Annotated in this window: 16 protein-coding genes; all 16 read right to left on the reverse strand. The window is 47.8% G+C overall.

Annotated elements, in window-relative coordinates; genetic code table 11:
* Nucleotides 1-5 precede the first annotated feature (5 nt).
* The 16 genes from ACSHSR_RS00860 to ACSHSR_RS00935 all read right to left on the reverse strand — a co-directional run bounded on the left by ACSHSR_RS00860 (nucleotide 6) and on the right by ACSHSR_RS00935 (nucleotide 15,459).
* Complete coding sequence (locus ACSHSR_RS00860; protein ID WP_144380383.1) at nucleotides 6-419, reverse strand: hypothetical protein; 414 nt, start codon at nucleotides 417-419, stop codon at nucleotides 6-8.
* A gap of 49 nt (nucleotides 420-468) precedes the next feature.
* The gene (locus ACSHSR_RS00865) at nucleotides 469-4,503 is read right to left on the reverse strand and encodes an IPT/TIG domain-containing protein (RefSeq protein WP_187575552.1); all 4,035 of its coding nucleotides are present in this window, start codon (nucleotides 4,501-4,503) and stop codon (nucleotides 469-471) included.
* Between the two features lie 24 nt (nucleotides 4,504-4,527).
* Complete coding sequence (locus ACSHSR_RS00870) at nucleotides 4,528-5,208, reverse strand: TadE family protein (protein ID WP_028780577.1); 681 nt, start codon at nucleotides 5,206-5,208, stop codon at nucleotides 4,528-4,530.
* Entirely contained in the window at nucleotides 5,205-5,672 is a 468-nt protein-coding gene (locus tag ACSHSR_RS00875; RefSeq protein WP_025010629.1) for a tetratricopeptide repeat protein, read from the reverse strand. Before ACSHSR_RS00875 ends, ACSHSR_RS00870 begins: the two co-directional genes overlap by 4 nt.
* Nucleotides 5,657-6,004, reverse strand: coding sequence for a DUF192 domain-containing protein (locus ACSHSR_RS00880; protein ID WP_037437059.1), 348 nt, complete (start codon nucleotides 6,002-6,004; stop codon nucleotides 5,657-5,659). The genes ACSHSR_RS00875 and ACSHSR_RS00880 overlap by 16 nt, the downstream gene beginning before the upstream one ends.
* Nucleotides 6,005-6,006: 2 nt before the next feature.
* Nucleotides 6,007-6,870, reverse strand: coding sequence for a type II secretion system F family protein (locus ACSHSR_RS00885; RefSeq protein WP_044733386.1), 864 nt, complete (start codon nucleotides 6,868-6,870; stop codon nucleotides 6,007-6,009).
* 14 nt (nucleotides 6,871-6,884) lie between these two features.
* On the reverse strand, nucleotides 6,885-7,736 hold the full coding sequence (locus tag ACSHSR_RS00890; RefSeq protein ID WP_025010632.1) for a type II secretion system F family protein: 852 nt from the start codon (nucleotides 7,734-7,736) through the stop codon (nucleotides 6,885-6,887).
* Entirely contained in the window at nucleotides 7,729-9,435 is a 1,707-nt protein-coding gene (locus ACSHSR_RS00895; protein WP_025010633.1) for a TadA family conjugal transfer-associated ATPase, read from the reverse strand. Before ACSHSR_RS00895 ends, ACSHSR_RS00890 begins: the two co-directional genes overlap by 8 nt.
* Before the next feature lie 9 nt (nucleotides 9,436-9,444).
* Nucleotides 9,445-10,710 carry a type II and III secretion system protein family protein gene (locus tag ACSHSR_RS00900; protein WP_479631181.1) on the reverse strand — a complete coding sequence of 422 codons (1,266 nt, stop codon included), beginning with the start codon at nucleotides 10,708-10,710 and terminating at the stop codon, nucleotides 9,445-9,447.
* Nucleotides 10,711-10,742: 32 nt separating this feature from the next.
* On the reverse strand, nucleotides 10,743-11,651 hold the full coding sequence (cpaB, locus tag ACSHSR_RS00905; RefSeq protein WP_028780580.1) for a Flp pilus assembly protein CpaB: 909 nt from the start codon (nucleotides 11,649-11,651) through the stop codon (nucleotides 10,743-10,745).
* Nucleotides 11,652-11,665: 14 nt separating this feature from the next.
* Nucleotides 11,666-11,857, reverse strand: a complete 192-nt coding sequence (locus tag ACSHSR_RS00910; protein ID WP_025010636.1) for a hypothetical protein — start codon at nucleotides 11,855-11,857, stop codon at nucleotides 11,666-11,668.
* 1 nt (nucleotide 11,858) lies between these two features.
* Nucleotides 11,859-12,515 carry a hypothetical protein gene (locus tag ACSHSR_RS00915; protein ID WP_025010637.1) on the reverse strand — a complete coding sequence of 219 codons (657 nt, stop codon included), beginning with the start codon at nucleotides 12,513-12,515 and terminating at the stop codon, nucleotides 11,859-11,861.
* Between the two features lie 2 nt (nucleotides 12,516-12,517).
* Nucleotides 12,518-13,366: a hypothetical protein gene (locus tag ACSHSR_RS00920; RefSeq protein WP_044733383.1), complete on the reverse strand. Its 849-nt coding sequence runs from the start codon at nucleotides 13,364-13,366 to the stop codon at nucleotides 12,518-12,520.
* Nucleotides 13,366-14,751, reverse strand: coding sequence for a Tad domain-containing protein (locus ACSHSR_RS00925; RefSeq protein ID WP_037474985.1), 1,386 nt, complete (start codon nucleotides 14,749-14,751; stop codon nucleotides 13,366-13,368). Before ACSHSR_RS00925 ends, ACSHSR_RS00920 begins: the two co-directional genes overlap by 1 nt.
* Nucleotides 14,752-14,789: 38 nt before the next feature.
* Nucleotides 14,790-15,092, reverse strand: a complete 303-nt coding sequence (locus tag ACSHSR_RS00930; RefSeq protein WP_107111715.1) for a Flp family type IVb pilin — start codon at nucleotides 15,090-15,092, stop codon at nucleotides 14,790-14,792.
* 70 nt (nucleotides 15,093-15,162) lie between these two features.
* The gene (locus ACSHSR_RS00935; RefSeq protein ID WP_044733382.1) at nucleotides 15,163-15,459 is read right to left on the reverse strand and encodes a Flp family type IVb pilin; all 297 of its coding nucleotides are present in this window, start codon (nucleotides 15,457-15,459) and stop codon (nucleotides 15,163-15,165) included.
* Nucleotides 15,460-15,784: the final 325 nt, after the last annotated feature.

Consider the following 15,784-nt stretch of genomic DNA (forward strand, 5'->3'; position numbering starts at 1 on the left):
ACGGGTTAAGGCAACTTGGAAAGAAACCAGCCTTTATCGGTTTGGAGAAATTTGCAGCTGACAGAAGAACGGTAGTTTTCTCCTTCTATCAGTAGCTTAACCCGCGCTTCCTGAAGTGCACCTTTCTGTTGCTTGCTTTTGCTGGGTTCGCTGTAACTCACATCTTGGGGAGTAATGGTGCCGAGAGTCTTATCTTGATACCAACGCTTGTGTGAACGGGCCAGTATTTGGGCCGCATGCTCTTGTTCCTTGGCACTTGCTTCGTAGGGTATTAGTGCCACAAAGGCTTGTACATCCTGGTTTTTGATGATTTCAAAACTATCCAAGCACTGTTGAGTCAGCTTCTCATTTGGTTTGGCCGCCACTGGCAGCGTGAAAAGGGTTACTCCAAGTGAAAGATATGCAAATGGAATTTTCATTATTCAACTCCTTGAAACAGGGAAGAGCCTTACGGCTCTTCCCTTGATTTTATTCCTGCTGCAGATTGCGCAACGGCTGATATTGACTACGAGCCTTCTGTTGGGGAGTTCCGACTTCGACCTGGAATTGTTTGACGCTATCTTTCAATAGGTCACGGCCTTCCAATTCATCCCCCGAGACAGAGAGAACATCGCCTTCAAACTGGATGTAATAGGTGCCTATCTCATCTTCAGCCCGGATCCCTACCAGTTTTACTGTGTGGGTGCCTGAGGTAAGCGGTATTGATAAGGGGCCAACCTGGCGTTGCGGGCTACTGCCATCGGTCAGTACTTTATCATCGACAACCAGTTTAAAGATATCGTCGTTGAAGTTGCCGTTATCACCGAAAGTGATTTCCAGTAGATGGGGTACTTCAAACTTGAGTCCATTGCTGAGCTCGTTATCTACTTCCACAGTGACATTACCCGAGACAACATTATTGGGGACTTTCACCGTTAGTTTCCCTGGCTCGACCTTGTTGATAAAGGCAACGATACGTTCACCATTCTTACCGGCGAATGTGACTCTATTATCTGCTTTGGTTTGGCTGAATCCCAAGCCTTCGATGACGACTAAGTCACCGGGTTGGCCGCTACTTGCTTTCAAACGTATGATCTCAAGGCCATCACCAATCTTGATTTTTACAGGTGACTCAGCGCGCTGCCCTCTGTGCTCAACAGCAACGGCGATAGGACCGACAGCGTTTTTCAACATAGAGCCTGGAACGCTTATTTTCAGCAGAGTGCCATCCTCGGAGACAGATTCATATTCTCGCTCTTCATAAGCATTGTTGCCCTCATCTTTCAGTTCGGTTAAGGGTTCTTCATCAAACCAATACCAACGTTCGTTAATGCCAAACCCTGTGCCGATGATAGACAACGGCTTGTCTATAGGCTCTGCTTTCATAATGGCAGGGTCTATGTCGACAATTTGCATCCCCCAAGTGAGGGTAAAGTCAGACTTCACCGGTACGCCGACCATATCTGTAATGGTCTTGAGCTGGTCGATCAGTATGTCTGCTACCTGGGCGCCAGTTTTTATCGCTTCCATTTGGCCAATAAAAGGAGCCCATTTGCGTAACGCGGCTCCGGCAGCCAAGGCTGCCAGGTCTTCGGGCTTTACTCCCATACTTTGCAGCACTGCTGTAGTGATGGGGCCCAATTTGCCTCTATTGGCAGGATCGTAGAAGACTTCTATTTCATTTTTATAGAATTCTATCGCAAGCTGTTCCAGGAAGTTGGCAAGGTCGGTTCCAGTAACATTGTCATCCTTATAAAGTTTTTCAGTTTCCTCTATCAGCTTGGGTGAGTACTGGATCACTAACTTGGTGATGACCACGGGGTCGAATCCTGCCGGTTCATAACCTACCCCGATTAAAATAAGGTCAAAAAACTTAAGCAAGATACCGTCTATGACGGTGCGAATTGCCAAGTATTGGCGAGCTTTGAGGTTGGCCTCATCATAGGCAGACTGATTACGAAAGCTAAATGGTGAAGGCCCCAAAGGAGTATCTACACCCGGAGCGAGAACTTGGTAAAGGCAATCTTGATAGGGACAAACATTGTAGTACTGATCTTTGGACCAAAACTCCAGACCAAAGTATGTTCCAGATTGCGGTCCTATTATATTGCCATCCCAAGCTGATTGAGCGTGCTTGCGCAGCGGACTATCCAGCTTGGACTCATCATACTGTCCATTTTCACCCAGAGGGATAATCATGGTACTCAAATAAAGCCGGGTACGATTTTGCAGCTCTGAGCAGCCATCGTACTGGAGTTTGTTTTTCTGTTCTTTGGTGATCTCGCTGTTATTGGGACAGCTTGGATCCGACGGTAGCCAATTATCGAGGAAGTTAGTGGCCGCAAGACTATAGTCAAAGTAAGCCGTACCATAATTGGTGATGTTTGGTTTAATGCTTCCGGTTGCTGAAGCCCGCTTGACCATGGCCATAGCCATTGGAGAAGCATTGAATGACTGGGCTTTGGCTGTCTTGCCAACCTGGTTCTGACTATAGCGCTGATATATCTTGTTGCTGTTGCTTATTAGCAACAGGTTTGTTGCTTGAGATAATTGCTCCAGTGCCATTGGAGAACTTTGCAGCATGCCAGCGAAGTGTTCCTGCAGTTCTATGAACTCAGGATAAGTCACTATGGTGTCGCGAAAATTAACCAACGAAGCTTGTGGGATCTTGTCAACGCCAATAAAGTCCAGCACGTACTTAAAAGTCGTACTGTTTATATCCAATGTCAGTTGTTGTTCGCCTGGTAACAAGTAACTGTTTAGATAAACATATCCCTGACTATTATCTGCAGTAGGAACAAAGGCTGTGACAGGAGTCAGCCGATTCTTAAAGACTTTAATGTTTGCCCGACCGTTGTAATCCAGTGTCGTTGTGGTATTCAGCAGTGTTTCTACACGTACTCCTAAGGGATCAACACCGCCTACAGAGGTGAGGGTAACTTCTGCTTCTTTGAGTACATAGTATTGTACTTGGTTGCTCTGTCCCTGGGCATTGTTGATTTGCAGCGTACCGTCGACAAGTCCTGTTGGGACGTTCACTCTCGCAGAATGGGCTGTATTTGAAATGACCTCTAAAGGTATTCCATTGGCTGTCACTGTGATATTGCCATTTAGGCTGTCACCATAGAGAGTCACCTGGGCGTTTTCGTCAAGCATCACTGCGCCGGCTGTGCTGATAACCGGGGTGCCTGCAGGCTGAAGTTTCAAGGCTCTCGCATTGGTGCGCAGAGCACCATCAGAGACAAAAACTTCACTGGCACCTTTGGGCAGTACTGTAGTGATAAGACCTGAGGCTTGAGTTAAAGGTAAGTTGATTGGAGGTAAGCCTTCCCGGGTGATAACCAAAAAGTGTTGACCGGCAGATAAGGGAGAATCCAATTCTACGTTCAGTGTATCGCCTTCGCGGAAAAACCTGACTTTGGTATCGTTATGGACTGTATAGGCCTGCCCCAGGATAGCTACGGAGCTGATACTGACGGCGGTCAGCCTGTCCTGATCATTGATATCCAGGACGCCATCATTGTCATCGTCCAAGTCCAGAAAATCAGGGACTCCATCAAGATCTCTGTCCAAAGGGTGCTTGGGATTGTCGCCGGCCTCAATGGCATCAGCGATGCCATTGCCATCGGAATCCAAATCGAGGAAGTTCCCCTGGCCATCGCCGTCTGCATCGGCGCCACCCTCAAATCCATCACTCAGGCCATCACCATCACTATCTGTGTCATACCAGTTGGGAATACCATCGCCATCTGGATCAAAGTCATCGGCTGCTAAACCATACAGATACTCCAGAGTATCGGGTATACCATCTTGGTCTGAGTCATCACTCTCTGGATCCATGCCCAATGCCAGTTCTTGCTGGTCATAAACTCCATCACTGTCACGATCAGCAAAAATACGGGCGCTGTAGCTGAAGCTAGGACGGCCATCAAAGTTAATATCGTTGATGCCAATGTGATAAAGGCCATCTTTGAGAATTTCAACGCTGATAGCGACTTTCTTGAGCACAGGATCTATTTCCAACTCACCAAAGTTGAGTGCATTACCCTGAGCATCAGAAAAGTAGATATTGGGTTTGAAATCCGGATCCTCATAGCTGAGCATCAAGGTATAGAATTGACCGGCTTCTCCTTCAAAGGAAAACAGATCGCCATTGTCTGATTTTTGAGAAATGGCTCCTCGCACCGTAAATGGGGGAGCCATTCCTGCCTGGGTTGCGATTGAGGGGTTATCGTTGGGTTCTTGCTCAATAATTTGAGGAAATTGATGTTTTGTTGGATCAAAAGGGTAATCATCCCTCTCATCCAGAATACCGTCATTGTCCTCATCACGTATTTCCCAGCTACCTTCATGGCTGGGTGGGTCAACCGGGTCTGGGTCAGTTGGATCCGTCGGGTCGGTTGGATCTGTTGGGTCAGTTGGAACTTCCTGACCCGGGCCTTCATCTGGCTCTAGCTCACCATTACAACCACCGGTCAGCATTATCCCGGCTATCAGCAGAGCCAGGTAAGTTTTTTTGGACATGATTTACTTCCCTATAAGTGTTGGTTACATCCTGAAAGGAGTTTGCATACGCATAAGGCCATCAGAGACCATAGCAAGATAAATATCCCCGGTAGCTCGGCTGAGCAGATTGCACTCCAGTTGCTCCTTGCTGGGCATGTATAGTGGCGAACTGACAATCTCTCTGAGTACATAGTTGGCAAAGGGAACGATTAACTTTTGGCACCAGCGAACTTCTATTTGTAGAAGATTCGCATCCTGGATGTTCAGTTGTCGGTTATTCCCAAGGTTTTGTAACGCCGGATTACGGTACATAAGGTTATTGTTGGGGATTTCATAGAGGCTCTTGCCCTGGTAGGTGGACCTTACTTTAAAGCGATCGAAGACCTTCTTATCCGGGCTGAGAATGGTTATCTTGGCTTGGGTTGTCACCGCAATCCTGGCTTTGGCTAACGCTCCCAAGGTACCTGTCAGGCTGGGATCCTGATTGTAAAGGGGCATCATACCTTCGCTCAGCCCTTTACGTATGGCACTCAAACTACCGTGATTGAGGGCTCCTGAGCGCACGGCTTTGACGGTTGCAGCATCCAAGGTGCTCTTGGCGGAATAGATAAATCCCCATTGAACGAGCAACATCATGGCAACCAATACCAGTGGCATCAGAAAGGGCAGAGCGAGGTTAAACTCCATCATCGCTTGGCCTGTTTGCGATGTTAACCGTTTCATCTCGCGGCCTGCTCCGGGCTGGGTTCACGTTGAAGTTCGTAGATGGCTTGGAGCAACGCTTTTATTTGCCTATGAACCACAGAACTAGTGTCACCATGCTGTTGGGCTATTTCCAATACCTGAGCAGATTGTTTCAAGCGTACCAGGCTCATGTTATACCAAGCTTTTTGATTGTCTGGCTCAAGCTCAATGCAACGTTGATAGGCCGCTATGGCAGCATCTTGACGTCCGGTTCGGGTATAGATGTTGCCCAGACGAAACCAACCGGGAGCGTAATTGGGAACAGATCTCAACACTTCGAGGTACAGACTTTCGGCCTGATCCATCATCGCCAGTTTGTAGGCATGTTCAGCTCTGGCTTGTATCTCCATGATAGCCTGATTGCCCTGGTGCTGTGTCTGAGAAGCGCACCCTTGCATAATCAACATCAGGGTGCACATAAGCGTGATTAGGAACTTTTCCATCTGAGTGTTTCTCCTTCATGGATTTGGGCCTTGGCTGCTGTTCCATTTACCAGCTCAAGTGTGTGATGGGCGCCATGGCAAAAACTGCTGCGCCAGGGTTTGAGTTCGGAAACCACTTTGAGGACTGTGTGCTGGGCGTCCAGATACACTATGTCCAGCGGATAACGCATTCCTATAGTGTGTACCGAGCTGCAGGGGCTGATTAACATTCCCTGAGAAGGTGTTAATTTTGGCCTTCCCAGTAACCCTCTTAGACGCAGCCAGGGATTGTTGGCCAGAAACACTTGCCCTAATTCATAGCCTGAGGCTGTAATAAGTGTCTTGGTTTCCATCTTCATAGCTCGTACATAAACTTCATAACTATCGGGAAAAGAAGAATCATGAAGGTGACAGGGAAGATGAACACTATGAGTGGGAAGACCAACTTTACTGGAGCCTCCAGGGCCTTCTTTTCGGCACGTTGGAAACGTTCTACTCGGCGCTGGTCTGCTTGAATTCTAAGTGTTTTACCCAGGCTTGCTCCGGTTCTTTCTGCTTGAGCCAAGGCACTTACCAAGCTGTTGATTTCGGTTATTTGTACCCGTTCGGCCATATTCCTAAAAGACTGAGCTCTGGACATCCCGGCGCGCATATCGCGGATAACCTTTTCAATTTCAATTTTTAAAGGCCCTTCTGGACCGCGTTCAACCGCTTGGGTCAGCGCACCAGTCATATTCAAACCGGCTTCGATGGACATGGTCAGATAGTCCAGATACACAGGTAGCACTTTAACAATGTCTAGCTGACGCTTCTTACGCAGATCGTTCAGTGTCATCACAGGGAGGAAATAGCCAACAATGGCAGCAAAGAGCAGGTAGCGGCTATTGACCTCTCCCAGCATCGCGGTTGCTGCCAGCATCAGTCCCACTGCAAATAGCGTGCTGAGGATCCTGATGGCGAAGTATTGCTCGGCACTCATGATGTATGACAGGCCGGATATCTGTAGTTTCTTGGAAACCCGTTCCAGATAGTCGACACTGAGCTTCTCACTGATGTAGAAAGCCAATACTTGCACCAGTGGCCAAATTATTTTTAACCCTGGTGAAAGCGGATCCATGAACTCCCTGTTATCGGGAGGAACCCGGCGATAAATCCTTGCGCAACTGATAATGGTGAAGCCCAAAGCACAGGCGTAGCAGAGGATGATCAGATTAACCATGATTGCGGCTCCTACTACACATCGATAGTGACTATCTTACGAATGGATATGTAACCGCAGAACAGCATCAATACGACGACTGCGATGGTGAGCCAGCCCAAGGGCTCGGTAAAAATGCGTCCCATGGCATCCGGCTCCATGTGATTGAGTACTACCCCGATAAACACTGGTAGCAAGGTCATCACTAATCCCTGAAGCTTACCTTGTGATGTTAGTGCGTCTATCTTGCCTTCCATCTCCAGCTTTTTTCGCAGTGTACTGGACAGCCTTGACAGTACTTCAGCCAGGTTTCCCCCTACTTCTCGGGATATTTGCATACCGGCAATCACTAACTGAAATTCGGGTTCAGGAATTCGAGCATACATGTTGTTCAGAGCGGTATTGAACTCTACCCCCAAGCGTTGCTCCCGCAGAAACAACTGAAATTCCTGCCGTATGGGGGCATCCATTTCCTCAGCCATAAATTCAATGGCTGAGGTGGTATTGGCGCCGGACTGCATTGAAGAGGCGATCATATTAAGTGCATCAGGCAACTGTTCGACAAACTTACGTTGGCGACGCTTACGTAGATAGCGATATGCAAAGCGTGGCAGCAGAGCCAATATTATGCTGAGGACAATACCCAGTATCAAAGAACCAAACAGCAACCAAACTAGAAATGGCACTGATACCAAAGTAATAATGTTCATCAAAAACAGTTGCTGCGGTTCGATGAACATGAACATATCGGCAAGGTTTGTACTGGCTGATGTGGTGAATTTGTCCTGATATTCTCTGGCCCAATTAGACGACAGGTGCCTCAATGACCACACCAGCAGCACCGCACTGATACCAATGCAACCTATGATGAACAACGGACTACTCATGGCGAGACTCCCGCTCAAAAATATCCAGTTTGACCTTGATACCTTGTTGCCTTAAGCGCTCATAAAACTCCGGGACAGAACCGGTTGCCGTATAGTAACCCTGTACTTTGCCGTGCTCGTTGAAACCCGTCTGTTGAAAACGGAATATCTCCGAGAGTTGCACTATGGAGCCTTCAATGCCGGTAACCTCGCAAATGCTGGTAACGCGACGAGAACCATCGGCGAAACGTGATTGCTGGACTATGATATTGACGGCTGAAGATATCTGTTCACGAATGGCTTGTACCGGTAATTCCATGCCAGCCATCATCACCATGACTTCCAGCCTTGAGATACAGTCTCGTGGTGAGTTTGAGTGGGCTGTAGTCAGCGAGCCGTCATGCCCCGTATTCATGGCCTGAAGCATGTCCAGTGCCTCACCTCCACGGCATTCACCGATAACGACTCTGTCAGGACGCATCCGAAGACAGTTTTTGACCAGATCACGGATCTCTATGGCGCCTTTACCTTCCTGGTTGGCTGGACGAGCTTCCAGTGAAACCAGATTTGGTTGATAGAGTTGCAACTCGGCGGCATCTTCAACTGTGATAATGCGTTCGCTTTCCGGAATAAAGTTGGAGAGAACATTCAACAGGGTTGTTTTCCCTGAACCTGTACCACCAGAGATAACGACATTTCGCTTCTGCTTAACTGCAATTTCCAGAAAGTCAGCCATTGCCTGACTCATAGAACCAAAGCGCACCAGATCACTACAGTTCAGTCGCTGCTGCATAAATTTACGTATGGTGATGCATGGGCCTTTAAGAGCCAAAGGTGGTATTACTGCATTAACCCGGGAACCATCTTTAAGACGCGCATCCACCATGGGTGAGCTTTCATCTATGCGTCTGCCTATTGGTGTAACTATTCGCTCTATGGCGCCCAATACGGCCTGATCATCTGAAAAGGCAACGTCTGAAAGAAACAGCTGGCCGGCTTTTTCATAAAAGATCTGATCATGACTATTAACCATGATTTCAGACACTTCAGGGTCTGCAACCAAGCCTTCCAAGGGGCCAAGCCCTATGGTTTCATCCAGAACTTCTTCTATTAGAGAGTTGACTTCAATCTCTGCAGGAAGCTGCATTTGGCTAATGATTTGCTGGATAAGAGACTCACTCTGCTGGCGTAGCTCCTGGTCGCTCATCTCGTTGACGTTGACCCTGCGAAGATCCATCTGTTTCAGCAGTTCTCTGTGTACCCGTCGGCGCCACTCATTTCTGAATTGAATATGATCCAGCTTGGCATTGGTCATAGCCAGTGGTTTCATGTTCCTAGTGCTTTCAACGTCTGCAACCTGCTTGTCAGCAGGATTCTCCGGTGGGCATTCTGCTGACGAATCTTTATTGTCGAACTGGTATTCGGGATCTTGATTAATCACGCGAAGCTGATAATCCCCTACCTGTATCCTGTCTGTTGTCTTGAGTGGACCGAAACGCTGCCGCTTTTCGTCATTCACCCTGATACCGGTGCGGCTCTTGTTGTCTTCCACGAAGATGCCTTCTTCATCCTGTATGAGCGTGGCGTGCAAGCGTGAAACTTTGAATCCTCTCAAGACGATAAGGTTGTCTGGATCTTTGCCTATTTGGCACTGGGAATGAATACATTGAAACTCACCGACCCGGGTACCTTTATTGGTGCTCACCATAATACTGAACATATACCGCTCCTAGTCCAGGATGTAGAAGGCTTCTAGCTGGTCAGCTTCTGCCGCCAGTTCTTTACCCCGGGCCAACTGTGCTTCGTGCTCTTCATGACCCGGATAAACTATTGTAGGGGTAACGAAAATAACCAGTTCGGTCTTGTTTTCCCTAAAATTACGTGACTTGAATAGTTCTCCCAGGATGGGAATATCACCAAGCAGTGGAAAACGGGAAACGGACTTTGACATTTCGCTGTTGACCAGCCCTGAAATCACCATGGTTTCTTTGTTTTTGACGTTGATTACGGACTCTGCTTTACGGGTGAGTAGGCCGGGAACATCATCAATAGCAACTGAAGGGTCAATCGCACTGACTTCGGCTCGCACTCGGCTAATGATGTTTTGATGTTCATCCACCTCAGGTTCGATATCCAACTTGATCCCATATTCCTTGAATTCTACGGTGACGACGCCCAGGGCTGAGGTCATAGGAATGGGGAACTCGCCTCCGGCCAGGAAGCTGGCAGCCTCACCACTTCGAGTGGTGAGGTTGGGTTGCGCCAGCATGCGGGCATCCCCCTTTTCGGCCATCAACTGAATCTTGGATCCAATTCCGGTAACTATGCCGAAATAACTCCATCCTCTGGTATCCAGAACACCAATGCTGTCTGAAATAGCCTCACTGATGGTGCCGACATAATTGCCAGGAGATGTCACACTGAAAATGGGGTTGGCAGTAAAGGCTTTAGCTGCACCAAAGGCTGGGCCTGACATAACTGAATCCCATTGAATACCAATGTTGTTAAGACGAGATTTATTGAACTCGACTATCTGCACCTGCATTTTCACCATGGGAACCATGTCCGGGGCATATTGTTTGAACTCAACAAGTGAAATCAGGTTTGGGTGACTGGCCAGTATTTTTTCAACGACGCCTTTATGTTTCTCATCGACTTCTCCCTGAACGACCAGTAGCTCATTGGATTGAGTCACGCTTAGCTTGGGGAAAGAAGCCAGTAGGTGCTGGATATTCTGGATGCTGGTCAGTTGGTTTTTGGCATAAACAGTGACACTGCGCTTGATGAGTTTCCCATTTTTTTGCCACAGCTGAAGGTCTGAGACACCTTCAGACTCACCTATTAACAATACTCCTTTATCATCAATGACTTTGGCACTGAGAATTGCACCATTTCCGACCACAACGCGTTCAACATTGTTGACCTTATAGAGCTCCACTGCGCCGACATAAAGCGAGAGAGGAGGGTTGTTATGGGCAAAGGTCTGCCATGGCAACAGCAAGGCTGCCAGAAAGAGGATGAAACTTCTCATAATGCGGTTCTTGTCTCTTGTTGGGTGATTTGCAGCTTAGGCTCGGCTGCATCTGGATTTGGGTATTCTTGATATTGGGTTTGAACGCCGCCGCCACCGACAATAATCTCTACCAGGCGACTATTGTCAGAAGCTGATTTTTCAAATATTTCATCCTGATACAGGGAAGCAAACTCCAGTGGCAAAGTTTCCTGTTGATTACGCAATAGAGTGACAAATGAACCTTTGTTGCGGGCCAAGGACACCCTGGCTGCATCATCCACGGATAAAGCCAAGGTCACAGTATTGTAGGAGGCGGGATCTTCAAATAGGGTGTCTGCCAGTTCATCAGGTACTTCCTGGCTGCGTCTGCCGGTTGCCAATACAGTGACGTCTTCCAGAAGTAGCTGTAACTTCTTGCGATTGTTGTTGTTGTCACCCAGCGGTTCGTCATACGCCAACAATAGATCGATATGATCAGATGGAACCAACATTCCGGCCGTTGAGTTAATGACATCAATCTCGATAGTCACTGCACGTTGGCCTTCATCAAGCATGTCGGAAAATTTACTGACACCATGACCGGGTACATAAGCAGTAAGCAGGGGTCTGCCGGGAGCCATCGGGTGTAATAGCATCTTGCCGACCACCTCACCGAATTGACTGGGATGGTAGGCCTCCAAGGGGACTATATCGGCTCGTATTTGCCGTACGGTCATATTCTGCTCAGAAATGATCATACCTTTTTCAAGAGGTTGATTGGCTACAAGCACGTCAGCCATCACGACATCACTGTCACTGAGTTCAGCTCTGAGCTCGGCTTCCCGCTGCTCGAAATATGATTTGGTTGCAAAGGCTGCGACACCACCCAAGGCGATGGCAACCAGCAGCAGGATCCAGTTAAAGTCTATCGATTTCAGTTTCATCTTTTGTCTCAATACTAAAGAGGTAATGCAGGCAGTGATTTGGCATAGGCGAATGCGGTATACCAAGCTCTGAGAGCCTCCAGGCACAGCTCGACCACATTCTGGTCGCCTTGAGATTCTATTGGGGTCAAGAGTGCGGCGACCAAGGCACCGCACACCACGAGATACTCAAAGCTTGCTTGTCCTTTTTGGTTTTTGTTTAACACCTTAAATCCCTTCCATAACTTGGTTAGCGACCACGTAAACCAAGCCATTTTTTCGGTTTATGCTAATGTCCAGAGTGTTGCTTCCCTGGGTGAGCATCAGGGTGCCGATTTCGCTATCCAGATAGGTACCAACTTCGCTCCAACCCTGACGTTGAAAGTGACGTTGGTAGTAATGGAAGGTATCTGCCAGTGTGCGGTTGCTGTTGAAAACCAAGGTTCGGCCACTCTTGAAGAGATCCTTTGAACTGACATCAGACAACACAGTGCTACCGCTCGGCATTGGAAATGCCAACTTACTATGGACTGGGCTACCGGGATCTTTACTTATGCCTATGTAAGCTAGAACACCATCAAAGTCTTTCCTTATTCGGGCCGTTAACAGGAAAGGTGGTTGCAAGCTATTGATGATGTAATCCTGGCCAAACATCTGTTCATCAAAGCGTTCACTTTTGCCCTGCCATTGGCGTTTGAAGAAGGCTGCGGTCATCATCTGATTGCTTTTATCCCGCATCACCCAAGTTGCCATGGGAGTGCCTTGATAAACCATTTCTTCAGCTACCACTTCCACCGTGGCGGAATCGGGAAACTGTATTTCAGGCCATTCAGCGGCCAGCAGAGGAAGGCTGAGAAACCAACAGCCCAAAAGGAGTTGTTTCATAGTTAACCTCCACATCCTTTAGAACCATAATTACAAAGACGGTTGGCAGGCAGTACTTCAGTTTCCACATGGCCCAGCTTCAGGGAGTTGGGGTGCAGTTCTTTACCAAAGGGAATGAAGCTGGCAACCTTTTGGGCGGTTCTCACCCAACTGACATCTGCGTAGTTGGTTGGTACCAGGCGTTCGGCTCTACGACGCAGATGCTCAGGGCCAGCTGCATTCCATCCTGAGGCGAGTAAGGCGCTGTTGCCCTTATAAGTCAGCTGCATACTGTCGAATGGCTCGAGGTGCATCTGTACCAGGTCAGTTTCCACGCGAGTGTGGTAGAACTGATCTTGCTCAAGGGAGAAGCCGGTATAGGCCAGCACCCCAAGTGCTTTGCCTATCAAAGAGTTCACCGTACCTGGTATCTTGGAGCTCGGCTCGGCGAAGCTTAGACGGTTCTTTCCTTCCCCCTTATCCTTGATCAAGCCAGATAGAGAACCATCATGGCGAGTCTGGTGTTTCAGCAAGGGGTGAACATTCTGTTCCCAGTTCCATTGCTTAGGTGGACGACTATCTATTACCTGGCCTTTTCCTTGATAAAAGCGCCATGGGAGTTGGGCTGATAACTGTTGTTCCGTTTTTTTTGCCAGGAAAATTCCCTTGCCAGTGACCATGCGTGACGGTGCCTGCTCCTTCCATACCGTGCGTTCCCAAGCAGCATATTGAGCCGCCTGATTAGCTCTGTGTTGGACCCCGGTTATTTTTGAGACGAAAGGTAGCAACAGTAGCAATGGGATTATCACAAAGCTCATCCCTATGATTGATTCAGCCAGGGCCTGGCCCCGTTGTCGATGAATGAACTGCATTAGAGTAACCTTGTCAGAGCCTGAACTGCGGCCCTCTCCCCTTGAGTAGATTGGCTCAGGCGCACTTGCCAGAATGGGTTATAGAGGTTGCCGTACTCATGCTTACTATCTTTTCTGGCCCAGGCAGAACCTGATTTCATCAGATCTCTCGGCCGCGAGTAGTAGACTTGTGCCGCGGCCAATGCGGTCATTCTGTCACCCAGCATTTTTTCATTGGTCGCAGGGTCAACCATGTCCCCTCCGAGAGGTACGCTGTTGCTGGTTCTCACTTTGTCTTGTTTTTTGGATACCACGACCAGAATATTGCTGGTTTCACTTTTCCCTTTTGCGGAATTCGACAGGGAATAGAAAGGTTGTACGCCATCATAGCTGCCACGGGTCACTTGATCGGCGGCTGCAAAGTTGGATGCGCTTCTATTATGTCCTCTGCTGCTTCCCCAGTAAGTTCTATCGTTCAACCTGCTGAGAATGGCTCTATTGTCGGATACGGTTCCACCCCAACCGGCAGGAATTTCTCTGGTACGCCATTTGCAGCGCCAACGTTTACATCTGAACTTGGAAAAGTGCACACTCAAGGTATCCATGGATGTCCATGATTCTGGACGATTCCCGTTGCTGACAAGCTCGCTGCCGCCGGCTTTATAAGTCTTGGCTTTGATCGGAAAAAAGTGGAATGACCAAGGGAAAGGCAGTTTATAGGTGCGTTTGTTGCTGAAAGGATCTCGGGATTTAAGAGTGACACCTATAAAGTCCTTATACTGACTGCCACCCTTATTTCTGTTTTGTCTTTTTTGAAGAGTTTGAAAGTCTACCCATACATTCTTTAGATCTTGTATCAATAGCGGGTTTTGCATCAAATCCATACGAGCATTTGGATCATTGGCTTTGACAATATCGCCAGCGCTATCGAACGCTGCTGTTACCCCTGCATAGTGCATGGATTGCTGAGCGATACTTATGGCTTTAAGTACGGTATTTTCTACATTGACCAGTACTTTGATGGCAGGCTGCACACCTTGATTCAGCCCCTTTACCACTTGCGCGATACCGTTGACCACTTGGCCAACGTAGGGAACTGCGCACAATACCCGGCAAGCATTCTGTGAAAATACTTCAGCCATGTTGAACCAAGATGAAAGGCCAACGAGTTGGGCTACTGCGACCTGATTGGCAACCGCAGCTCTATTGGTGTACGCCTTGAAATTCATGTCCCTGGCAGCAAGAGTGGCAACGCTGTAGGCTGTATTATCTGCGGTATTTTGTAATTTAGTGCCCTTGATATTCAGTTGGGACACATTGAAACTAAAGAGGATTACCATTAGTGCAAATGCCATAAGAATCAATGACATTATCATGGCTTGCCCCTGTTGACGGGAAGGCATCATTCCTTTGCTCCTGCCTGCTCTCTGGTCTTGGTATTGGTTTAGTCGATTCCGCTGTCGCCACCGCCTTGACCTGAACCACCGGCAGTCTTATTGGCCCCTTCGTTATAGTTGCTCAGGTTGTAGTTGCTATCGGCTGTATTGCTGGCATCGTCGGCAGCTGTCTTGGCATTGGATATTTGTCCAGAGGAGTCTTGCCCCGAAACTTCACTTGAAAGTCCGGCCACTTGGTTGCGTATTGTTTTTCCAAAAAAACTGTATACGCCAATTGCAGTAATCGCGATCAGAGCCACTATGATGATATATTCCGTCATCCCTTGGCCCATCTGTTTATTAGATGCCATGAGTTAATCCTTTAACGAATGAGAAGGGGAATCACCAGACGTATTCCCCATTTTATAGGTAAGAGAGGTATTAATTACCGCCTGAACCACCAGAAGAACCACCAGCCGCAGCCTTATTTGCCGCAGCGTTATAGTTACCCAAGTTATAATCACCGTTGGCAACAGTAGAGGTTTTCCCCGCAGCAGTTTTGGCAGCACCAATCTGAGCAGTCGAATCAACACCGGACATCTCTGTTGCCAGACCAGCCACTTGATTTCGAATGGTTTTACCGAAGAAGCTGTATACGCCAATGGCGGAGACAGCAATAAGCGCTACTATAATGATATATTCGGTCATACCTTGACCGCGAATTTTACCCTTGTACATTATCACTCCTTGATGCATTTGCTTGAGACAAAATTGTCGCGTAATTTTCCCGTTACACATTAGTCATAACAATTACCCAAAAGTGTATATTTGTATCGTCGTACGGTAACTGGTTATACCCTTATTTTTATATGGGAATTGTTTAATGATTAATCAGGAGTGAGCAACTTAAAGTATATATATGACAGTAATAAGACAGGCTGATTAACTTGATAACTCAACTTATGCTGATACTAAGTTAATGCCTAATGGATGATGAAACGATTAATGTATTGTGGCTCTTAGGTTTGGTATTGAACATATAATTCTCGGAAAAGAAAACGGC

The organism is Shewanella sp. VK101, from assembly GCF_056497865.1.